The 21,626-nt window shown below is 72.8% G+C and carries 16 protein-coding genes and 1 pseudogene; 9 read left to right on the top strand and 8 right to left on the bottom strand.

Annotation, left to right across the window (positions count from 1 at the left end):
* Nucleotides 1-78 precede the first annotated feature (78 nt).
* Together AB0O01_RS21715 and AB0O01_RS21710 are read right to left on the bottom strand one after the other, a co-directional pair.
* Nucleotides 79-2,128 (bottom strand): annotated as a pseudogene (locus AB0O01_RS21715) (thioredoxin domain-containing protein).
* Nucleotides 2,129-2,210: 82 nt separating this feature from the next.
* Complete coding sequence (locus AB0O01_RS21710) at nt 2,211-6,194, bottom strand: hypothetical protein (protein ID WP_365315585.1); 3,984 nt, start codon at nt 6,192-6,194, stop codon at nt 2,211-2,213.
* 332 nt (nt 6,195-6,526) lie between these two features.
* Between AB0O01_RS21710 and AB0O01_RS21705 the strand changes: the two genes are divergently transcribed.
* The 7 genes from AB0O01_RS21705 (at nt 6,527) to AB0O01_RS21675 (ending at nt 15,492) form a co-directional block, all read left to right on the top strand.
* Nucleotides 6,527-6,703 (top strand): hypothetical protein, encoded by a 177-nt coding sequence (locus AB0O01_RS21705; RefSeq protein ID WP_365315583.1) that lies wholly within the window; start codon nt 6,527-6,529, stop codon nt 6,701-6,703.
* A 185-nt stretch (nt 6,704-6,888) separates the two neighbouring features.
* Complete coding sequence (locus AB0O01_RS21700; RefSeq protein ID WP_365315581.1) at nt 6,889-8,496, top strand: type I-E CRISPR-associated protein Cse1/CasA; 1,608 nt, start codon at nt 6,889-6,891, stop codon at nt 8,494-8,496.
* A complete protein-coding gene (gene casB, locus AB0O01_RS21695) occupies nt 8,489-9,058 on the top strand; it encodes a type I-E CRISPR-associated protein Cse2/CasB (RefSeq protein ID WP_365315580.1) in 570 nt (189 codons plus the stop codon). The genes AB0O01_RS21700 and casB overlap by 8 nt, the downstream gene beginning before the upstream one ends.
* Before the next feature lie 67 nt (nt 9,059-9,125).
* Complete coding sequence (locus tag AB0O01_RS21690; RefSeq protein WP_365315578.1) at nt 9,126-10,475, top strand: type I-E CRISPR-associated protein Cas7/Cse4/CasC; 1,350 nt, start codon at nt 9,126-9,128, stop codon at nt 10,473-10,475.
* The gene (gene cas5e, locus AB0O01_RS21685; protein WP_365315576.1) at nt 10,472-11,371 is read left to right on the top strand and encodes a type I-E CRISPR-associated protein Cas5/CasD; all 900 of its coding nucleotides are present in this window, start codon (nt 10,472-10,474) and stop codon (nt 11,369-11,371) included. Before AB0O01_RS21690 ends, cas5e begins: the two co-directional genes overlap by 4 nt.
* Entirely contained in the window at nt 11,368-12,120 is a 753-nt protein-coding gene (locus tag AB0O01_RS21680; RefSeq protein WP_365315574.1) for a type I-E CRISPR-associated protein Cas6/Cse3/CasE, read from the top strand. Before cas5e ends, AB0O01_RS21680 begins: the two co-directional genes overlap by 4 nt.
* 168 nt (nt 12,121-12,288) lie before the next feature.
* The gene (locus AB0O01_RS21675; RefSeq protein ID WP_365315572.1) at nt 12,289-15,492 is read left to right on the top strand and encodes a tetratricopeptide repeat protein; all 3,204 of its coding nucleotides are present in this window, start codon (nt 12,289-12,291) and stop codon (nt 15,490-15,492) included.
* 395 nt (nt 15,493-15,887) lie between these two features.
* Here the strand turns inward: AB0O01_RS21675 and AB0O01_RS21670 are convergent, their stop codons facing one another.
* Both AB0O01_RS21670 and mca read right to left on the bottom strand, forming a co-directional pair.
* A complete protein-coding gene (locus AB0O01_RS21670; RefSeq protein WP_365315570.1) occupies nt 15,888-16,208 on the bottom strand; it encodes a hypothetical protein in 321 nt (106 codons plus the stop codon).
* Nucleotides 16,201-17,082, bottom strand: coding sequence for a mycothiol conjugate amidase Mca (gene mca, locus AB0O01_RS21665; RefSeq protein WP_365315568.1), 882 nt, complete (start codon nt 17,080-17,082; stop codon nt 16,201-16,203). The genes AB0O01_RS21670 and mca overlap by 8 nt, the downstream gene beginning before the upstream one ends.
* A gap of 225 nt (nt 17,083-17,307) precedes the next feature.
* Here mca and AB0O01_RS21660 point away from each other — a divergent pair, with 225 nt between their 5' ends.
* Both AB0O01_RS21660 and greA read left to right on the top strand, forming a co-directional pair.
* A complete protein-coding gene (locus AB0O01_RS21660) occupies nt 17,308-17,706 on the top strand; it encodes a DUF4307 domain-containing protein (protein ID WP_365315566.1) in 399 nt (132 codons plus the stop codon).
* 282 nt (nt 17,707-17,988) lie between these two features.
* A complete protein-coding gene (gene greA / locus AB0O01_RS21655; protein ID WP_365315565.1) occupies nt 17,989-18,489 on the top strand; it encodes a transcription elongation factor GreA in 501 nt (166 codons plus the stop codon).
* Between the two features lie 85 nt (nt 18,490-18,574).
* On the opposite strand, the gene AB0O01_RS21650 is transcribed toward greA, so the two are convergent.
* The 4 genes from AB0O01_RS21650 to AB0O01_RS21635 all read right to left on the bottom strand — a co-directional run bounded on the left by AB0O01_RS21650 (nt 18,575) and on the right by AB0O01_RS21635 (nt 21,536).
* Entirely contained in the window at nt 18,575-19,003 is a 429-nt protein-coding gene (locus tag AB0O01_RS21650) for a DUF6281 family protein (protein ID WP_365315563.1), read from the bottom strand.
* Between the two features lie 31 nt (nt 19,004-19,034).
* The gene (locus AB0O01_RS21645; RefSeq protein WP_365315561.1) at nt 19,035-19,685 is read right to left on the bottom strand and encodes a dihydrofolate reductase family protein; all 651 of its coding nucleotides are present in this window, start codon (nt 19,683-19,685) and stop codon (nt 19,035-19,037) included.
* A gap of 267 nt (nt 19,686-19,952) precedes the next feature.
* Complete coding sequence (locus AB0O01_RS21640) at nt 19,953-20,201, bottom strand: hypothetical protein (RefSeq protein ID WP_365315559.1); 249 nt, start codon at nt 20,199-20,201, stop codon at nt 19,953-19,955.
* A gap of 93 nt (nt 20,202-20,294) precedes the next feature.
* Nucleotides 20,295-21,536 (bottom strand): helix-turn-helix domain-containing protein, encoded by a 1,242-nt coding sequence (locus tag AB0O01_RS21635; protein ID WP_365315557.1) that lies wholly within the window; start codon nt 21,534-21,536, stop codon nt 20,295-20,297.
* Nucleotides 21,537-21,626: the final 90 nt, after the last annotated feature.

Below are 21,626 nucleotides of genomic sequence, written 5' to 3'. Positions count from 1 at the left end.
GGTGCTCACATTCGGGTAGCCCGGCAGCGTCTCATTCCAGCCACTACCGGCCACTTCCCCCTGCCCGGGGCCACTCCATCACCCCTCCAGCGCGGCCCGCAGGGTGTCCGGATCCGTCGTCGGCGCGTCGCAGGTGAAATTACGACAGACGTAGGCCGCCGCCTGGCCACCGAGGAGCGGTCGCCCGTCGAGCAACGGGAACTCACCGCTGTCCGGCACCCCGTACGCGACCACCGCGCCCGGCGCGGTACCGAGCAGGGCGACCCGGTGCAACTCCCTCGCCGCCCGGTCGTCAGGGCCACCGCCCCCGACGATCGCCACCTCGCGCGGCCCGTCCAGCAGCGCCTCGGCGACGGCCAGCCCCCAGCCGATGAACCGCGGCACCCGCGGCCCGAGCGCCTTGACCACCCCGAGCGCCCGTTCGGCGGCGGTGCGGTGCGGCTCGGAGCCGGTGTGGGCGGCGTAGGCGAGCAGCGCGCCCGCGGCGGCGGTCCAGCCGGAGGGCACGGCGTTGTCGGTGGGGTCCTGGGGCCGCCGGATCAGCCGCTCGGCGTCGACGGCGGTGTCGTACAGCCCGCCGCTCTCCGCGTCCACGAAGGAAACGAGCACATGATCGAGCAGAAACCCCGCGAACTCCAGCCACACCCCCTCCCCCGTGACCGAGGCCAGCGCGAGGAAGCCCTCCGCCACATCGGCGTAGTCCTCCAGCACCCCGGCGTTCGCCCCGGCCCGCCCGTCCCTGCTGGTCCGCGCGAGCCGCGCGTGCTCGTCCAGATGCACCCGGACGACGAGATCGGCGGCGGCGACGGCCGCGTCCACCAGATCGGGACGGTCGAAGTACGCCCCGGTCTCGGCGAGCGCCGCGATGGCCAGCCCGTTCCAGGCGGCTACCACCTTGTCGTCCCGGCCGGGCGCGGGCCGCCCGTCCCGCGCCGCGAGCAGCCGCTCCCGCACGGAGGCGATGCGCCCCGCGTCGAAAACGCCCTCCTCCTGCGGAAGCTGAAGCACCGAGGCGCCTTCCTCGAAGGTCCCTTCCTCGGTCACCCCGAAATACCGGGCGGCCAGCTCCCCGTCCCCCTCCCCCAGCACCTCCCGCAACTGCGCCGGCGTCCACACGTAGTACGCCCCCTCCACCTGCCGCCCACTGCCGTCATCGCTGTCGGCATCGAGCGCGGAGGCGAAACCCCCTTCAACGGTTCGCAGTTCACGCACCATGAAGTCAGCGGTCTCCAACGCCACGCGCCGGGCCAGCTCGGACCCCGTGGCCCGCCACAGATGCGCGTACACCCGGCACAGCAGCGCATTGTCGTACAGCATCTTCTCGAAATGCGGCACAACCCAGTCCCGATCCACCGAATACCGAGCGAACCCACCCCCGAGCTGGTCGTAAATCCCACCCCGGGCCATCCGCTCACCCGTATCGGCGGCCATCTGAAGCGCCCCCTCCGCCCCCGTACGCGCATGATGCCGCACCAAAAACTCCATCACCATGGACGGCGGAAACTTCGGCGCCCCGCCGAACCCGCCCCGCTGCGGGTCATACTCCCGCGTCAGCCCCAGCAGCGCCCCCGCCAGCTCCTCCTCCCCCGGCACCCCACCGTCCCCATACGTCAGCTCCCGCCCGGCAAGATCCCGGACGATCTTCCCCGCGACCTCGGTCACCTCGTCCCGCCGCTCCCGCCACGCCTGACTCACCCCGCGCAGCACCTGAGGGAACCCGGGCATGCCGTGGCGGGGGGCGGGCGGGAAGTACGTCCCGAAGTAGAACGGCTCGGCGTCCGGCGTCAGAAACACGGTCATGGGCCAGCCACCCTGCCCGGTGGCTGCCTGGACGGCCTCCATGTACACCGCGTCGACATCGGGCCGCTCCTCGCGGTCGACCTTGATGTTGACGAAGTGCTCGTTCATGACGGCGGCGACGGCCTCGTCCTCGAAGGACTCGTGGGCCATGACGTGGCACCAGTGATCGTCAGGCTAAGTGGCACGACGAATATCCCACCGAGAGAAGGATGGGTACGTCGCGCCGCTTGGCCTCTTGCATCGCCTCCTCTCCCCATGGCCACCAGTCCACAGGATTGGTGGCGTGCTGGAGGAGGTAGGGCGACTGGGAATCGGCCAGTCGGTTCATACCGGCATCCTCGCACGGTCCGGCCCCGTCGGCTCCGCGCACCGCCAAGACGGCCCGTCCCCGTCCCCCGCCGTGCACCGGCTCATCTCCCCTCACCTGCGAGTACGCCGAGGCGCCCCAGGGCTCCCGGGGCCAGTGCGGGGAGCAGGGGGATCGTGTGGGTCCACGCGCCGGATCCCAGGAGCCGCAACGCGAGGTCGTGGGCCGTCGCCCTGTCGGGGGCGCGGCCGTCGCCGGACGCGCGGGCGAGCGCCAGGCAGGTCCGGGTCACCCGCTCGTCGGAGCGGCTGTCCGTGGCCAGCGTCACCCGGGCGCCGACCAGGTGTGCGGCGGCGGTACGGAGGACCGTCGCTCGGGCGTCCGGTGTCCGTGCCGCGTCGGCGTGGCGCAGGACGGCGGCGGCGTCGCCGTCGAGCGCGGCCAGCAGGGCCAGTTGCCCGGCGGGCTTGTGGCCCGGCCGGAGGGCACGCCGCCATCTCCCGGTCGAGCCGGCGACGAGATGAGTGCCGTCGTCGGGAAGACAGCCGAGCCGTGCCAGCAGGGTGAGGACGGCCATCGACTCCGTGGGCCAGGAGACGGAGGGATCGGCGACGTCCAGCGCGGCCCGGCGCAGTGCGTCACTCAGCCGTGGGGCGGGGTCCCGGACGTCCGGGAACGCGAGGAGCAGGGCGGCCAGTTCGGGGAGGAGGCGGGGCAGCAGGCCCGGCCCGCCGGTTCTGGTCCGCCGTACGAGGGCCTCCACCAGAGGCTCCGCGACCCGGGCCGCGCCTTCGGGACAGTGCCGTACGAGCCCGGCGGCTACGGCCGTCAGCGCCTGGCGCCGCTCCGGGGCGCCACGGCCCGTCGTCATCGCGCGGGCGCCGGGTTCGTCGCCGGTGTGGGCGAGTGCCTGGGCCACGGCGTTCGCCGGCTCGGGGGCGGCGCCGTCGGGGAGCAGCCGGGCCGCGGCTCGGGCGTGGCGGGCGGCCGGCTCGTCGTCCCCGGCGAGGGAGCAGCCGAGGGAGAGGGCCGCCAGGTGGCGCGCGCGGTCGCGTGGGTCGTGCAGGCGCCGGACCAGCGCGTCGGCCCCCTCCGACGCGCCTGCCACGCCCATGGCGTGGCAGAGGTCCATCGTCCAGTCCGGCAGGACCGGGCTGTCCAGCGGCATCGGGGGCCGCGCGGCGGGGCGGTGTCGCAGTGCCGACTCCAGCAGTTCCCGGCTGCGGATGTGGTTGCCCGCGGCCAGTTCGTCGTTCGCTTCCTGGAGGAGGGTGAGGCAGGGGTGGTCGCGGTCGTGGCTCTCGCTGTGGCCGTTGCTGTCGCCGTCGCCGGGGAGCGGGAGGCCGGCCGGTCTGCGGTGGGTGGCCGGGCGCCGGGGTGGGGGTCTGCGCTTGGTCGAGGGTGGCTTCCGCTCGCCTTCGGGCTGCGCTTGGGCCATGTGTGCCGGGCCGCGCGCTGTGCGTACCGCCCCGCGGGTCTCACGCTCCGCCTTCCACTTCTCCCGTTCCTCTCTGCCGGCCTGGCGCCGGTCGTCCGCGGCTCTGCGCCGCGCCCTCCTTTCCGCGTCGGCGGCAGCCGCTGCCTCGCGGTCCTGCTGTGCCCGCTCCTTCTCGGCCGCTTCAATGATGGACTGCGCCCGTTCCAGCAGCGGGTCCCCGAGCACCCCGGTGCGCAGCCCTTCGGGCAGGGTCTCGATGAGGTCCCTGATGCTGTCGAGGTCGTCCCTCATGACACCCGTGTCGGCCACCGCTTCGGCCAGGCGGGCCAGTGTTCCGGCCAGTTCGCGGCGCAGGTGGGCGCGATCGTCCTCGGACAAGGGGGCGGGGTCCATGGGGGCAGGGTGCACGGAGGTGCGGTCCACGGACGTGCGGTCCACGGAGGTGCGGTCCACGGAGGCGGGGTCCGTAAGGGCCTCGATCGCTTTGCGCATCCGGGACAACGCCTCCCGCGCCATGTCCGCCGCCGCGTGGGGCCGTTTGACGGGAAGGCCGATGAGCGCCGACGCCGCGGTGGCCAGGACATCGACCGATACCAGTCCCTCGTCGTCGCCGAGTTCCTCCGCCAGGGACTCGATGCGATCACCGGCGTACGGGCCGAGGGAGGGCGCGGCCCGTGCCAGCGCACCCCAGAGATCCGCCGCCGCGGTCCGGGCACGCGTGCTCCCCGCGCCGAGCGTCTCCGCCCGGTCGCGCACCACCGCTACGGCGTCCAGGTCCTGAACGGTGTCCAGCATCCCCGCCGCCTGGGCGAGCGCCTCGGACCCGGCGGTCGGGTCCTGGAGCACCGCGCGGAGCAACGGCCGGGCCAAGGCGAGGCCGCGCAGCGCCGCCAGCGCGCGGACCGCGTCGAGGAGCCTCGCATGGGAAGCGGGATCCCTGAGGGTGCCGGGAAAGCCCTGGTGGGCGCGGTCGTGGTCCAGCCACTCGACCGCCTCCCGTACGACGGCGTCGACGTCCGGGGCGGCCTGCCCCGCGAAGGGCCCGTCCCCGTGGGCCATTTCCACCGCCACGTCGGCCAGGCACACGGCCCTCGCGAGAGCGATGGGCGCGGAGCGGGCCAGGCCACACGCCCGCTCCACCTCCCCGAGCCGGACGAGGAGGGAGGCGGCCCCGGCGGGCACTTCGCGCCGGTCCCGGAGCAGCAGTGACCGGGCGGCGCCGAGGAGCACGAGCAGCGCCAGGGTGTCACCGCCGGACGCGGCGGCCGGTACCTCGGACCCGGTGATGGCGCCCGTTCCGGTGATCTCCGCCTCGAAGGAGGCCAGTTGGGCGAGGGCGGCGTCCGGCCCGGCCATGGCCGCCCATCGACGCAGGCGCGGCAGGTCCAGGACGTACGCGGCGCGTTCGGCGGTGCCGGTCAGCAGAGGGAGCTGGTGCGCCAGCGGGAACGGAGGCGTGCCGTCCGGCCAGCCGGCGGTGTGCCACCGCCGCGACCAGGCCAGCAGTTCCTGCACATGCCGGAGGACACCCGCCTCGCCCAGGCGCTCGCGAACGGCGCCGACGAGACGGGCATCGGCCAGGGCATACGTCCGGAGCACCGCATCGTCGGTCACGAGCGCGCGCCCGGCCGGTCCCTGCGCCAGACGGTCGAGGTGTTCCGCGGGGAGCCCGGTCAGCTCCGCCAGGTCCGTCGTCCGCAGGCCGCCGCCCGCCACGGCCAGCAGTCCCGCGACCGGGTCGCCCAGCGCCGTGCCGTCCGGGAGCGGCTGCCGGATCAGCGGCACGCCCGCGACGGGCAGGAGGGTGCGCAGGTTCCGGCTCCGGCGCAGGGGATGCCGCTGTACGGGGACGTCGTCGGGGAGGCGGACGCAGCGCCGGAGGGAGACGATGACGCGCAGGGCGGGTGGCGGACGGGAGGGCAGCAGGGCGGCGATGCTCCCGCGCGCGAGCCTCCCCCGGGCCCCACCCGATCCCTCGGACCCGGCGGCATCGGCTCCGGTCCCCGGCGCCCCGCCCGCGACCGCGAGGCCGGACCAGGCCACGTCGTCGTCGAGTCCGTCGACCACGAGCAGAAGCCTGCGTCCGTGATGGGCGCTCTTCGCGGCGGCTTCGGCGAGAAGCGCGCGCCACTCCCGGGCGCTGCCGGGGACGGCGCTCCCGCTCCTGCCGAGGAAGTCGTCGATCTGGTCGACGATCTCCTCCCCGAACGCGGCGCGTGTGTCCGTGCCGTGGGCCGTGGAGACGAAGAAGGTCAGGATGTCGGTGTCCGCCGGTGGTTGTCGACGCACGTAGTCGGCCAGCAGAGCGCTCTTGCCGACGGGGGCTTCGGCGTGCCAGCACAGATATGACGGCGCGTCGGCGCGGGGGTCCCGGACGAACGCGTTCATCGCCGTCCGCTCGGCCGTCCGGCCCCGGACCTCGACCGCGGAGGTGTCGGGGGCCGATCGGTGCAGCCGAATGAAGCGGAGGCCGGGATCCGCCTTCCGCCGGTTGGCCAGGATCTGGCGCCCCTTCGCCTTCCCCGCCTCGGCGCGAGCCGCGAGCAGGGCCGCCTCCCACGCGCTGTCCGTGGACGCCGACGGGCCGGAGTCCTGCCGCAGCTTTCCGACCACGACCCAGAAGTCACGCGTGCGCGCGGCCGAGGGCACGGTCCTTCCAGCGATCCAGTCCTCCACCGTCCTCTGCGGAATCCCCAGTTCCGAAGCCAGCTCCGCGGAGCGCGGCCGTCCGGCCGCTTCCCAAGCCCCTTGCAGCAGATCGCGCAACCCGTCCCGCGCGCTTCTCGACGGAGCCGCCACGGTCCACTCCCGCCTCTCGCCCCATACCCGAAAACCCGGCCGCCGCCGTACGGATTCACCGGCCCTCACCTGCGGACATCGCGATACGGCAGTCAGCGCAACTGGCCGTCGATCAACGGCCACACCGACTCTGGAGCCCTCACCGCAACCGCCGATCCAGGCTCCCGACAGAAGGACGGACCGTGTCCCAGCTTCTCCGACTCCTCCATTACACCGCCCTCTTGACCGGATACGCGGGCCTTCTCTACATCAGCGTGCTGTTCATCGTGGCCCTGGTCTCCGTGGTCGCCTCGGCACCGGAGCTGCGCAAGGACGCCCGAACGACACTGAGCATCCTCATGCGCCGACGCTCGGGGTAGGGGACTGGGCCCGGTGCCGGATGTCGGCTTCTCCCGCGCGAGCGGATCACCTCCGCATAGGTGGGCACGGAGTGCTCAATGCGCGGGTGAATAGCGACAAACACATCCTCGCCGCCACCACCGCCTGTTATTTTCCTGGCTGTTGACGCGGCTGGGCCGATGGCCGGGAAAGGTGGTGGCACGGATTGCGCGAGGCTCGTACGCCGGTCCCCGCCGGGCAGCGCCTCAGTTGGGACCCTCGCTTCAAACCCTGCGTCCCCGCAGTCACCCTCTCCGGCGCCCCCGCGCATCACTCCCTGTGCAGGCTCTTCGCCCAGGCCGACGACCTGGCCGCCCTCGACTGCTCCTCGCCGGGCGAGACCGTCGCCGTCATCGAGTACCTGCTGGCCATCTGCTTCGCCTCCGGCACCTGTCCGTCGTCCGACGCGGAATGGCGCGACTGGGTGCTCGGCCGACGCAATGTCGCGTCGGCCGCCGACTGGCTGGCGGATCAGCCGGCGGACGCCTGGGACCTGTTCCACCCCACCCGGCCCCTGGCGCAGAACTCCGACCTGGCGCCGGACCTGGGGGAGAGCGGCACCGGAACGGCCCAACTGGTCCTCGAACACGCCGGTGACTACAACCAGCACTTCGACCACCACCACCTCGAACGCGACAACCCGCTCCCGGCGGCCGACGCCTTCCGTGCCACCCTCACCCAGCACGTCTACGGCCCATACGGGCGGGCCCGGATGTCCGGACGGCGGCTCGGCGCGAAGGTCACCAATCTCGCGGCGGGCCGGTTGACGGGACGGATCCGGGTCGTCACCCTCGGGCGGACGCTGGGCGAGACCCTGCGTCTGAACCTCTATCCACCCGAGGGGCCGGGGGTACCGCTCAACACCTCCTGGACCACTCCTGCCGGTTTCCAGCGGCGCACGTTCGAGGAGAAGGCGAAGCCCCGGGTGCCGCGCGGCTCCGCCGACCTGCACAGTTCCCTGGGCCGGTCGGTGCTGCTGCGTCCGGCACGCGGCCCGCACGGACAGGTCGTGGTCGACCGGGTCCTGATCGGCGCCGGGGAGTTACTGGACCTCGACCCGGCACGTCATCTCCAGGACGCCGTGTACAGCGAGACGACGAACCGGGTGTCGAAGCCGCTGTGGCCCTCCCCCAGCAGGGCTCTCTGGCAGCAGGCCCACGCCCTCTATAGTGCCGTCAAGGACGACCGGACCGGGATGTACGCGCGGCTCAGGTCCCTCCTCCCGCACAAGCGGCGGAGCCGCGGCGCCCCGTACCAGCTCTGGGCCGTCGGGCTGCTGGCCAACAAGGCGCTCCCCGTGAGCTGGACCCACGGCGCCTACCCCTACGCCCCCGGTATGGAAGCGCACCTCTACCGGGCGTCCCGCCGGGGCTCGGCGATCGCCGAGTACCTCGCGCAGACCCTGAAGCGCGCCGCGATCGTGGCCGCGGAGACCGCGTTCCCCGCCGTACGGGCCGCCGACGAGGCCGGTCAGGTGGCACGGCTCGACGCCCGGTACGACTTCTGGCCCGCGGCCGAGGACCCCTTCCACGCCCTGCTGGACGAAGTGATCGACCGCGGGGACGAGGAAGACGACCCGGTGTCAGCGCCCCTGGTCGCCTACGCGATGGAACTGGTGGTCACGGCTCGCACCCAGTTGCTCAGGCGCCTGGACACCCTGCCGCCCAGCGACCTCAATCACCGTGCGCGAGCCCGGGGCACGCGGCTCTTCGAGGCGGCCGTGTCCGGGGCGCGGGCCCCCGCCGAACTCCGAGGGGAGACCGCCCTTGACTGAGCAGAGCCCACCGACCGGCACCCGGGTGCAGGAGATACCGGAGCCCCGGTTCCCGCACGACAGCACCGCGCTCACCGCCTGGCTCACCGCGCTCGTCCGCAACCGCGAGTACGGGACGCTCGCCGACCTGCGCCGGTCCCGGGTCCGTACCAACGCGCACATCCGCGCGGGCTGGTACGGAGGCGACGACCACCGCGATCTCTTCGAGCGGATGGCCTTCCTGTTCGCGGTCTACCACCAGGGGCGCGCCACACCCTCGTACGGCCACGGCAGCCTCGGCGCGGCGGCCCGCAGGATCGGGGACGGCATCGGGCGCGGGCCGGACAATCCCGGTGCGCAGCGGCTCCTGGACCGGGTCGTCGCCAGTCGCCGCGTGCCCTGGCGCCACCTCCAGCACGCGGTCACCCGGCTCCGTTCCTGCGAACAGCCCCCGCCCTCGTGGACCGGCCTCGCCGAGGACCTGATCCGGTGGAACGACCGCAGGGCGCGGGTCGCCTATCAGTGGTCGGTCGAGTTCCACACCCCGCCGGGACCGGCGGGGAAGCGGTCGGCGGACCGATGACGCGCCCGAAGTCCGCACCGGCGGCACGACCCTCTCCGCGACCCTCTCCACGGAAGGACACCACCTCGTGACCGAGTCACCCAGGAGCCAGTTCCTCTCCCTGCATCTCATCGAGACCCTGGCCGCGGTCCTTCCGGTGCGCGACGAGAACGGCCAGCCCAAGTCCCTGGTCTTCGGGGGCGTGGAACGCCACATGATCACCAGCCAGGCCCGCAGGCGCGCCGAGCGGGTCCACGCCCGCAACCGGGCCAACGCGGGTCGCGGGGCGCTCAAGGGCCGGAGCATGGGCGTCCGCACCCGGGAGTGGGCGCTGCTGACCGGGCGGGAACTCGAATCCGCGCACGGCTGGGACAGGGACAGAGCACTGGTCACGGCCCGTGCGGTGATGGAGGGAAGCGGTCTCAAGTTCGGCGATCCGAAGAAGAAGACCGTGGCCCATCTGACCAAGGTGCTCATCTTCGCCCCGGCCGACGCCGGGACGAGGATCGCGCACCACATCGCCGGGAGAGCGGCGGAGGTCGAGGAGTGGTGCGACACCTATCTCGCGGCCCAGACGCGCGCAGAGGAGGCCAAGAAGGCGCGTCGCGAGGCGAGGAAGAAGACCGCGGCACCGCAGGAGGCGGCGGAGGCCCCGGCGGAGGCCGCCACCGTCGCCCTCCCCCCGCTGCCCAAGGCCACCCGCGACGCCGTGCTGCTCGCCCTCGCTCCCCGCGACGCCGTGGACATCGCCCTCTACGGCCGCTTCCTCGCCGAGATCCCGGACTCGCCAAACGTCGACGGCGCCGTCCAGACGGGACACGCCTTCACCGTGCACGAGTCGGAGCAGATCGAGGACTTCTACGCCGCCGCCGACGACGCCAAACTCGACCGCAAGCGCAACGCGCTCGATTTCCTCGATGCCGCGGACGACGCGGGCGCGGGCATGACCGGGTACCAGTCCCTGATCTCCGGCACCTTCTACCGGCACGCGGTCCTCGACCGCACGCAGCTCCGCGTCAATCTGCGGGTGGCCGGGATGGACGAGGCCGAGGCCGAGCAGGCCGCGTCCGAGGCGGAGAAGGAGTTCGTGAACTCCTTCGTGGAGGCGTTTCCGGAAGCGAAGAAGAACTCCACCGCGTCCACCGGATCCCTCCCGGCGCTCGTCCTCGCCTTCGAGGGGGAACGCCCCTACAACTACGCGTCCGCGTTCCAGCAGCCGGTGGACGAGGGGCCCTTGTCGACCGGCGGGGAAGGACCGGCCGGACCCGCCGCCGTGCGCAGGCTGCTGCGCCACCACATCTTCGTCAGCCGACGCCGCGACGATCTGCGCACCGCGCGGGTGCTCACGTACGACCCGCAGATCGATCTGCTGCTGGACGAACTGGGGCTGCCCGAGTCGCTGTCCGTGGTGGAACGGGCCGAGGACCTCACCCCGTGACCGGCGCGGACAGCACGCACGTGCTGCTCGTCCGGCTGGCCGGGCCGCTCCAGTCCTGGGGCATCACCAGCAGATTCGCCCGCCGCGACACCCACAACCGGCCCACGAAGTCGGGCGTGATCGGGCTGTGCGCCGCGGCGCTCGGGCTCCCCCGGGAGGAACCCCTCGGGGAACTGGCCGAGGTGCTGTTCGGCGTACGGGCCGACCGGCCCGGCACATCGCTCCGCGACTACCACACGGTCGGCGGTGGACGCTATCCGCTGCGCCCGCGTGACCTGATCACCGATCACCAGCGGGCGGCGAGGGCGACACCGACCGCGTCGCCGCTGCCCCCCGCGCACGACGCCCCGGGGTCCGGCGCCTTCGGCCGGGCGGAACTGGAGGCGTGGTACGGCTCACCGAAGTACGTCACCGCCGATCCGGACACGGGAGCGCTCGTCTCCGCCGAGGTGCGACGCCACAGCCTGATCACCGAGCGCTGGTACCTCGCCGACGCCGCCTTCCTCGTCGGGCTGGAGCACCCGGACATCGCCCTCCTGGAGCGCGTCGCCCACGCCCTGGAGCATCCGAGGCGTCTGCTGTGGCTCGGCCGCAAGGCGTGCCCGCCGTCGGGGGACCTCGCCGTCGGCATCGTCCCGGGCCCCCTGTTGACCGCGTTCGAGACGCACGCACTGCTGCCCGACGCCGTCGGCCCCGGGGGAGAGCCGCGGGCCGCCGGGGCGGGCGTACGCCCCTGGGCCTGGATCGAGAGCCCTCGACCGCTCCCCGGTGCCGCCCCCCTGTCCGACCAGCCCGTGCACTTCGGAGCGGACGGCGCTGCCCACGGCCCCCGGTGGGAGACCCGGCATCGCATCACCGTCGCCGCACACGCCCGTGGATGGGACATCATCCTGTGAACGACCCGACCGCCGCCGCGTCGAACGCGCTGTCAGGCGCGAGCGGCCCCGCCAGGTTCGTCGCCGCGCAGACCCTGCTGACCCTGGACGCCCGGCATCCCTTCGCCGGTAAGTCGCTCATCGACGCACAGGACATGCACCGGACCGTCATGAGCGGCTTCCCCGGCTGGCTGGACGACGGCAGCCCGGACCCGCGCGCCCGGATGGGCATCCTGTCGACCTGGACCGTGGACCTCCACCGGGCACGCCTCAACCTGGTGGTCCAGTCCTCGCTCCCCGCCGACTGGAGCGGCATCCCACGCGCGGCCCTGGCCGAGCAGCCGGAACCCCTCACCATCGACCGCACCTTCCGCTCCGGGGACCGGGTCGCGTTCCGCACGGTCGTCAATCCGGTCCGCAGCGTCCCGCCCCCGCCGGGCTCCGCGCCCAAGACCCGAGGCACCCGCGTCCCGCACACTCGCCCCGAGCATGTGAAGGGATGGTTCGCGCGCCGCCTCCAGCCGCCCGGTGAACCGCCGGCCGCGCCGGACGGTGTCGTACGCATCGGGGCGGACGCCGACACCGACCGCATCTCCGTGCGCATCCTCCCGCGCGTCTCCAGCCCGGCACCGCACAAGGGGCTGCGCATCGCCCGCGCGGAGATCAAGGGCACCCTCACGGTCACCGACCCCAGGGCGTTCGTCGCGGCCCTCACCCAGGGGATCGGCCACGCACGGGCCTACAGTTGCGGACTGATCCTCGTCCGCTGAGCCGCTCGACGGCAGGCGGGAGCGGACCGGCAGGCAGGCGGGCCGGCGCCGCCGGAGCCGATTCACCCACCCTCCCCACCCGCCCCCAACCCACCCGCCCCCTCGCCCCCGTACCCCATCCGCAGCACACTTGAGCGACAAGCAGTCGCTGGCGGAGGGGGACGGGACATGCGGGACAGTCATCGGGTCGATGCCGAGAGGCTGTTGGCGCGGGCTGTGGAGGAGGAGGTGCGGCGCTCCGGGGGCCGTACGGACGCGAAGGTGCTGATGTCCAGGGCGCGGGGCGCGCTGGACGCGATGGGGCGGGCCGCCGCCGAGGAGTACACGGCGTACACCCGGGCGCTGGACGAGTCGGAGGCCGGGCGGCTGACGTTCGGGCAGCGGTACGCGCGGGAGGGCGGCGGGACGCCGCTGCTGGTGGCGGGGGTGGGCGCGGTCGCCGCGGTGATCGCCGATCTGGCGCTGGGCACCGGCACCACGACCGCGGTCGGGGCGGGAGTGGCCGTCGGGGTGGTGGGCGCCGCGGCGACGGTGGTCAAGGTGGCCGGTTCCCATCTGCCGGCCGCGCACCACCGGGCCGGGGCGGCCGGGCAGCCGGGCGGGCCCGAGCAGTTGCGGTTGCAGTGGCTGACCGCGCTGGAGGTGCGCGGCATCCGGCCGTTCCTGGACCAGCAGCGGGTGCTGGCCGCGTCCACCGGGCCCAAGAAGCCGGGGCCCCGGCTGTTCGGCGCGGACAAGAGCGGCGCGGCGCGCGGGCGGAGCGTGCTGGAGCAGTCGTTCGGTCAGCTTCCGGACCCGTCGGGCCCGTTCGCCGGGCGGCGGCCGGAGATGGCCCGGATCCGGCAGTGGGTGCAGGCGGGCCGCGCCAGCACGCGGACCCGGCCGACGGTGGTCGTGCTGCACGGCCCGCCGGGCAGCGGCCGTACGACCCTCGCGGTGCGGGCCGCGCTGGACCTCAGGGACCAGTTCCGGGGCGCCTGTGTGGTCGATCTGCGCGGCGACACCGCCGGTGAGCCCCCGCTGTCCACCCGGGACGCGCTGCTGCATCTGCTGAACCGGCTGGGCGCCCCGCGCGAGCAACTCCTCTTCCGTGAGCGGTCGTCGGCCGACCAGCAGGTCAAGCGCCTCAGCGAGCTGTACCACCAGCACCTGACCGGCGTCCCGGTCACGATCGTCCTGGACGACGCCTCCGATCTCGGCCAGATCCGCACCCTGGTCCCCGAGCGCTCCGACAGCCTGGTCCTCGTCACCGCCCGGGAACCCCTCGCCCTGCCGCCCGATCTCCAGGCGTCGGTGCACCAGTTGCCGGTCCCGGCGCTGGAGGCGGCCGGTGCGGAGGAACTGCTCGGGGCGGTGGCGCAGGACCGGTCGGGGCCCTACGACGCCGAGTCCGGCGACCGGATCACCGCGCTGTGCGGAGGGCTGCCGCTCGCGCTGCGCATCGCCGGTTCCTCGCTCGGCCCGCGCTCACCCCGCCAACTCGCTGCCGACCTGGGCGCGTACGGGCCCGTCGACCCGGTGGAGCGGGCGCTGTGGCTGCGCTACACCGACCAGTCCGACCCGGCCCGGCGGCTGCTGCGGCGGCTCGCGCTCGCCGGACGGGCCTCGCTGGGCGCCGCCGCCGCGGCCTCGCTGCTCGCCACCGACCAGGCCGAGGCGACCCGCCAGCTCACCGCGCTGGCCCGCGCCGGGCTGATCGACCAGGTGCGCGGCGACCGCTTCCGGCTGCACGACCTGGTCCGCGCCTTCGCCCACGCCCGGCTCCTGGACGAGGAGGAGGCCGCCGAGCGCACCGCCGCGCAGGAGCGGCTGATCGTCAACTACGCCGAGCTGGCCGACTCCGTACTGCGCCTGGTCGACGGCAATATGTCCACCCGCTCGGACCGGTTCGGCCCGCACGGCTTCACCTCCCTGGACGAGGCGCTGCGCTGGCTGGACGACGAGTCCAGCTTCATCACCGCCGCCCTGCGGCACGCCGAAGGCGTCGACCAGGGCGCGGTGCTCAATCTGCTGGGCGCGCTCTGCGACTACTGCCTGCTGCGCGGCGACCTCTATCGGCTCGGGGAGATCAGCGAGCTGGCGCAGGCCGTGGACCAGGGGCTGCTGATCCGCTCGGTGCAGTGGCGCACCGGTATCGCGGCCCGCCAGCTCGGCGAACTCGACAAGGCCCGCACCACCCTCACCTCGGTCGTCGACCTCTATATGGAGGCCCATCACGACGCGGGCGCGGCCCGTGCCCTGTGCTCGCTCGGCATCACCCTGCACCACCAGGGCAATCTGGTGGAGGCGGCGGCCAAGCTCCGCGAGGCCCTCGACCTCCAGGCGGCCCCGGAACTGGACACCGACCGGGCCTGGACGATGCACGCTCTGGCCGCCGTCGAACGCGACCGCGCCCATCTCGCCGAGGCCCTGGACCTGCTCACAGGCTCCCTCGCCCTGCACCGCGCCGGCGAGTCCGTGCACGGCGAGGCGTGGGCGCACTTCCAGCTCGGCCAGCTCCATGTCCGCCTGGGCGACACGGACAGCGCCGAGGCCGCCCTGCACTCCGCCCTGGAGCTGTACGACCGCACCCGCGACGCGCGCGGCACCGCCTGGGCGCTGACCCAGTTGGCCCGCGCCCACCTGGTCGCCGGTGACGCCTCCCCGGCGGTGGACGAACTACGCGCGGCAGCCGCCCGGCACCGCGAGAACGAGGACGCCCGCGGCGAGGCGTGGACCCTGTACTACCTCGGCCAGGCCCTGGAGGAGACCGGCGACCGCGAGCAGGCGGTCCGCGATCTGGAACGCGCCCGCACGATGTTCTCCCGGATGCGGGACGTGTACGGGCTGGCCTGCGCCCGGCACCACTCGGCCCGCGTCACCCGCGACCAGCGCGCCGCGCAGACCGGTTCCCTGCGCAACTCCGGCTTCGCCCGTCAGCTCCTGGTCGACGCCCGCGCCGACTTCCAGCGCATCGGCGTCGCGCACGGCGAGGCGTGGACCTGTCTGGAGCTGGCGGTGGTGGACGCCGGGAACACGAAGACGCCCCAGGCGCTCGACCTGTGCGAGGAGGCGGCGGCGCTGTTCGCCTCGTACGGCGACCGGCGCGGCGAGGACTGGGCCCGCTTCCTGCGCTGCACGCTCCTGCCCTACGCGGCGCCGGGCGGCGTCGAGGTCGGCACGGCGGTCGCCCAGGAGGAGCTGGCCCAGCTCGCCCGCACCTCCCACGCCACCCGTGACCCCAAGCTGACGGAGTACGCGGAGACGTACCAGCTCTTCCTGGAGCGCGGGATCAGCCTGGAGGCGGGCTGGCAGGCGTGGCGCCTCGGGATGGTCCCGAGCAGGCATGCGCGGGAGGTCATGGGGGTGGGGGTGGTGGGGGTGGGGGGCTGAGGGGGACGGAGGGCAGTGGGGGGGAGTGGAGGGGGGCTGGGAGAGCGGCTGCCGCCCTGGCCGTGGGTGCCGGACCCGGTGCGGTGGGTGACGGTGACGGTGGGTGACGGTCGGCTCGGACAGGGCAGTGCGGGGCTGCGGGCGGGGCCCTTGGTGGGGACGGTCCCGCCCCGGTGGACGTACGGCCGGGTGCCGCGGTGGGGCCGTACGGCCCTCGGTCCGGGGATGCCGAGGGCCGGGGATGCCGAGGGCCGGGGGATGCCGACGGCCGGGAGGGCGACCGCCGGGAGCGGCAGCCTGGCGCCCGGCGACGAGCAGCAGCCCCGGAGGAAGCCCGGCAACGACTCCCTTGCCCCTGGAACCGGCTACGGGACCGGCTCCGGGACCGGGACCGACTACGGGCGGGTGTCGCCGCCCGCCGACGGTGCCCCGGCCCCTGCGGAGCTGGACGCCGCGGCCCCGGCGGAGCTGGACGCCGCCGCCCTGCTCTTGCCGATGCCGCCCTCCGCCGCCGGATCCTCCGGGGACTCCTGGAAGTCGACCTTGCCCATATGGCGGCTCATCGACTTCATCAGGGCCCACACGGCCAGGGCCATCACCGCGAACACGATGAAGCCGAGGACGCCGGGGGTCACCTTGTCCTCGTCCAGCTCCTTCGCGGCGAAGGTGACGAGGTCCGTCATTGCCAGGCTTGCGCTTGCGCTCATGTCAGGCATTGTCCCGGACGCCCGCGAAGAGGTCGTCCTCGGGGAGGGAGGTATCGACCAGAGACTTCGCCAGCTCGTACTCCTCCGTCGGCCAGACCTCCTTCTGGAGCTCCAGCGGCACCCGGAACCAGCCCCCGTCGGGGTCGATCTGCGTGGCGTGCGCGATCAGCGCCTTGTCCCGGATCTCGTAGAAGTCCGCGCACGGCACATGCGTGGTGAGCGTGCGCTCCTTCTGCCCGAACTCCTCCCACCGCTTGAGCCAGTCCCCGTAGGGGGACTCCATGCCGCGGTCCAGCAGCGCCTGGTGCAGGGCCTCGGTGCGGGGGCGGTTGAAGCCCTGGTTGTAGTAGAGCTTCAGCGGCCGGTGGGCGGGCCCGTACTCGGCCTCCGGGAAGCGCTCGGTGTCCGCCGCGCCCTCGAAGGCCACCATGGAGATCTTGTGGGTCATGATGTGGTCGGGGTGCGGATAGCCGCCGTTCTCGTCGTACGTGGTGATCACCTGCGGCCGGAAGGAGCGGATGCTGCGGACCAGCTCGCCGGCCGCGTGCTCGACGTCCTCCAGGGCGAAGCAGCCCTCCGGGAGCGGGGGCAGCGGGTCGCCCTCGGGCAGCCCGGAGTCCACGAACCCCAGCCACTCCTGTTTCACCCCGAGGATCTCCCGGGCCTCGTCCATCTCCTTCTTGCGCACCTCGTGGATGTGCTCCTCGATGTAGGTGTCGCCCTGGAGCTTGGGGTTGAGGACGGAGCCGCGCTCGCCGCCCGTGCAGGTCACGACCAGCACGTCCACCCCCTCCGACACATACTTCGCCATGGTCGCCGCGCCCTTGCTCGACTCGTCGTCGGGGTGCGCGTGCACGGCCATCAGTCGTAGCTGGTCAGTCAAGACTCAATCCTCGGTGAATAGGCGCCCGGGGTCGGCCGGGCACGGCGGTCGGTGCCTGCCCGGCCCGCCTGGTGGGCCCGAAGGGGCGAGGGGCGGGGGTCCGCGGCGGACGGGCGGCTTCTATAGTGACCGAATCGGAGGGCCAATAATTCCGGAGTCCGGCTTCGGGGCCCCTTTTGGGACAGCTTCTTCGGATGTGTTCCGCCCGCGGCCGAGAGGACGATCATGAGCACGGTGACCACGCCACGGCCGGACGGCCGCTATGGCCGTGCCTCGGACGAGCGGGCCGACCGCACCCTGAGGATCGTCGGGACGGCACTGGGCGCGGCCCTGCTCCTGCTGCTCGGCTACTTCGCCTACTACTACGTCGGCCAGAACAAGATCAGCGCCGAGCTGATCAGCTTCGAGCTGGGCGAGGACGCGGTGCAGGTCACGCTGAAGGTGGAGAAGGACGCGGGGGCCTCCGGCTACTGCACGGTCCGCTCCCAGGCGGCGAACGGGGCCGAGGTGGGGCGCGCCGACTTCCGCTTCGACGGGGAGTCCTCCGGCGGCACCGAGGTCGTCACTCTGCGTACGACGTCCGCGGGCACCTCGGCGGAGCTGCTCGGCTGTCACGCCGACTGACCACTCACCGACCGGCCACTGACCAGTGACCGACAGGCCACTGACTGGTGACCGACGGGCCACTGCCTGGTGACCGCCGGGCCACTGCCTGGTGACCGGCCGACCACGGATCGATCACCGACCAATCCCTCAGCGCTGACCTGCGTTGACGGGATATTGGTGACTTATGTCCTCCCCGTATCGCCATTGAATTGTTAGGCTCGTGGTTTCGCCCACTCATGAAGGAACATCCTTCTGAGTAGGGCGATGCTTTGTATTCCCAGTACCGACGAGGAGCACCCTGTGACCCAGACCAGCGAGAACGTCACCTGGCTGACCCAGGAGGCGTACAACAAGCTCAGGGAAGAGCTTGACTACCTTACTGGTCGTGCGCGCACGGAGATCGCCGCCAAGATCGCAGCCGCGCGTGAGGAGGGGGACCTGCGGGAGAACGGCGGGTACCACGCGGCCAAGGAGGAGCAGGGCAAGCAGGAGCTGCGGGTCCGCCAGCTCACCCAGCTCCTGGAGAACGCCCAGGTCGGCGAGGCCCCGGCCACCACGGACGGCACCGTGGCCCCCGGGATGGTCGTCACCATCGCCTTCGACGGCGACGAGGACGACACCCTGGCCTTTCTGCTGGCGTCCCGCGAGTACGCCAGCTCGGAGATCGAGACCTACTCGCCGCAGTCGCCGCTGGGCGGGGGCGTGCTGGGCCACAAGGTCGGCGAGGACGTGGAGTACGAGCTGCCCAACGGCCGGAAGGCGTCGGTACGCATTCTGAAGGCGGAGCCGTACAGCGGCTGACGTCCCCGTCTCGTTTCGGTTCGGTTCGACGGCCGAGGCCCCCGGTGTCCTGAGGATGCCGGGGGCCTCGTTGTCCGCGCCGATGTCAGGAGTCGGCGATCAGCCGTTCGACGTCCGGCGGGAGGTCACCGTCCGGCGTCCTGACGACGAACAGGACGCCGTCGGGTGCGTCGGACAAGGCGATGGCGATGGCGGGGTCCAGGCCCTCGACCGCGTAGGCGGTCGTCGACTCCGGCGGCCCCGGGGGGCCGTCTCCGTCGCCGGGGGAGTCGTCACATGGGGGGACGGTCGCGGAGCCCAGTGCCTCACCGATGGTGAAGTCGGCGTGGGCGAGGTCGGTGTAGGTACGGGTGCCGTACTCGACCCGGTACTCGCAGGCGGACGCGGACCCGGGCTCGGTCTCGCCACCGCTCGGCGAGGCGCAGGAGGCGGTGGCCGCCGCAGCGGCAGCGGCAGCGAGTGCCGCCAGGGGGATGCGCCGCCGCCGTCCACCCGCCATGACCAGGGGTTTCACCGGTTGCCTCCTTCTGAGCGGCTTCGCCTTCTCACTTCCGCCAGAAGAGATGGTGGCGGACGCCGCTGGGGCTGGGGACGATCTCCAGGTGGAAGCGGTCGAGGAGGTCCTCCGGGGACTCCCACAGGCGCCTCCCGGAGCCGAGTTCCAGGGCCGAGACCGCCACATGCAGGGTATCGACGAGGCCGGCGTCGAGGAACTGGCGGATGGTGGAGACTCCGCCGCCGAGCCGGACGTCCCGGCCGTTCGCGGCCTCCTTGGCCCGGTCGAGGACGGTGCCCGGGTCGTCGTTCAGGAAGTGGAACGTGGTGTCGCCGAGCGTGAACGACGGGCGCGGGTGGTGGGTCATGACGAAGACCGGGGTGTGGAAGGGGGGCTCGTCGCCCCACCAGCCCTGCCAGGAGTGGTCCTGCCAGGGGCCGCGCTGGGGGCCGAATTTGTTGCGGCCCATGATCTCGGCGCCGATGTTGCGGGCGAAGTCGCGGGTGAAGTAGTCGTCCAGGCCCCGGGTGCCGCCGGGATGCGTCCGCATGGGCCAGCTCGCGGTGGCCCCGGCCCAGGAGAACAGCCGCTCGGGGTGCTCGAAGCCGAAGGGCTGGTCGAGGGTCTGGTTCCCGGCCTCACCTGCGGCGACTCCGTCGCTGGAGACGTTGAAGTTCATGACGCGCAGTAGCTGATCCATGGGGTGCCGTGCCTCTCCTCGTGGGTCGGGCGGTGTCCCGCCCATCGTGGAGCAGGGGCTCCACATCTTCATGTCGATCGGGGGGTGGGGGGATCGACAGTGCGGGGGTTTTCTTCTTCACTGGGTGGCCGGAGTCACGCTGTGGCCGGGGGCGAGGGTGTCCCGGTCACCGAGGGCGGGTGCCTCCGGGTGGGGGTGGGCATCGGGTCTCCGGGGCGTCGGACGGGCGGTCGGCGCGCGCTTCGGGGTGGTCGTGGCCGGTGTGTTTCAGAGACCCTGCCGGGAGGCGGCGTTGCGTGCCGCGTTGCGGATCCTCAGCTCTTCGCGGGCGGTGAGGGGTCTGACGGTGAAGGCGTCCCACTCCGTGCCGCCGTTGATCGGACGGAGCTGTACGCGGTCGCTGCCGTAATGCCCCATCACCACACCGACCGTGTCCCGGTCGATGTCCTCGACGAGGGCGCCGAGATCGCAGTCCTGGGGCGGTACGGCCGTCTGGTCGCTGTCCTTCGTGGCCATGCGTCGACGCTACGGGCGGTCACGTCCGGCAACCAGACAGGCAGCGATGCACTTCCGCCGACGTACCGTCAGAAGTGCATCGCGGCAGTGCAGTCAGGCGAAAACGCCCAGGCGGGTGCCCACCCTGCGCATGTCGGCCGTCAGGGTCCGGCGCTTCTTCGCGATCTCCTCGAAGGTGATCGCCGCCGACGCCTGGTGGCAGAACCACTCGGGCGCGGCCTCGTCCAGGTGCGTCAGCTCCTCCATGGCCGCCGTGGGGTCTCCCGTACGGACAAGAGCGCGGGCGAGGTCGAGCCGGTAGCGGTGGCCGTCGTTGGTGCTGGGCCCGCCGAGCCTCTTCCAGTGCTTCTCCTGGAGGGCTTCCTCGTCCCTGGACTTCCGGATCACGGAGCGGGCGTCGCCCACGATCATGTGGTCTTCGAGTTCCTTCATGGCCGCGGTGACGGGGCCGAACCGCGACCAGTGCCGCAAGTAGTTCCTGTGCCCCTTGCCGACCGCTCTGGCCGCGGTACCGGCCGCCCGGCGCAGCGCCACGGCCTCCTCGGGACGGTTGTTGCGCATGGCGGCAGCCGCTGCCTCCATCGCCAGGCCGCCCCAGGTGGCGTACTGGTCCGGCGTAGCGCCCATGATCTTGGGTTCCACCACATCCATCGTCGTGACGGCGATGTCCTCGGCCTCGTCGAACCGCTGGGTCCTGATGAGAAGCCAGCACATCCCGCCCACACCGGAGGCGGCGACCAGGTCGTCCCCCGCGCCTCTGGCGTCCTCGATCGCACTTCTCGCCGCCACATGGGCCAGGTCGAACTGCCTGATCTGGGTCAGGTACCGGCCCACCACGTTGAGTGCCTGCGAGCGGAGGACGAGGGCTTCCGTCCGCTGCTCCCCGGAGTCGTAGTAGGTCACGGCGTCATTCGCCGCCTTGATGAGACCGGGCAGTTCCGCGGCGATGCTGGTGTAGGTGTCGCCGAAGTACAGCACCGAGTTGTCGTGCGTCATTCTGCGCAGACGGTGAAGATCGGGTTCGTCGCCCACCGGGCTGCCGGCGGGGGCCAGGCCGATCGCGGGCGTCAGCGCGATCCGCAGCTCACGCAGGTTCTGGCTGTTCGGGTCGTCGAGTTTCACCGGCTCGGGTGGCCCTGGTGCCATCAGGTCAGATGTCTTCACGCCCAGGGCGCGGGCGATCGAGTGCAGGGTCTCCATGCGGAACCCGTCCTGCCCCTGCTCTATGCGCCGCACCGGGCCGACGGACAGACCTGATCGGTGGGCCAGTTCCTCTTGGCTGTACCCCCTTGCGCGCCGGTAGCGTCGTACGTTGCGTGCGAGTTCTTCCGACATGCGTCACCACCTTCTCCGGCCAGCGTACGGCGGCAGGGGGGCGCCGCGATGTCGTGCGCCCGGCCGTCGGGGGGCGGCGAAGGGCCGGGA

Source organism: Streptomyces sp. NPDC093252, assembly GCF_040683675.1.
Taxonomy (GTDB): domain Bacteria; phylum Actinomycetota; class Actinomycetes; order Streptomycetales; family Streptomycetaceae; genus Streptomyces.
The sequence above is the reverse complement of the archived record's forward strand: the minus strand, read 5'-3'. Positions and strand labels throughout refer to the sequence as shown.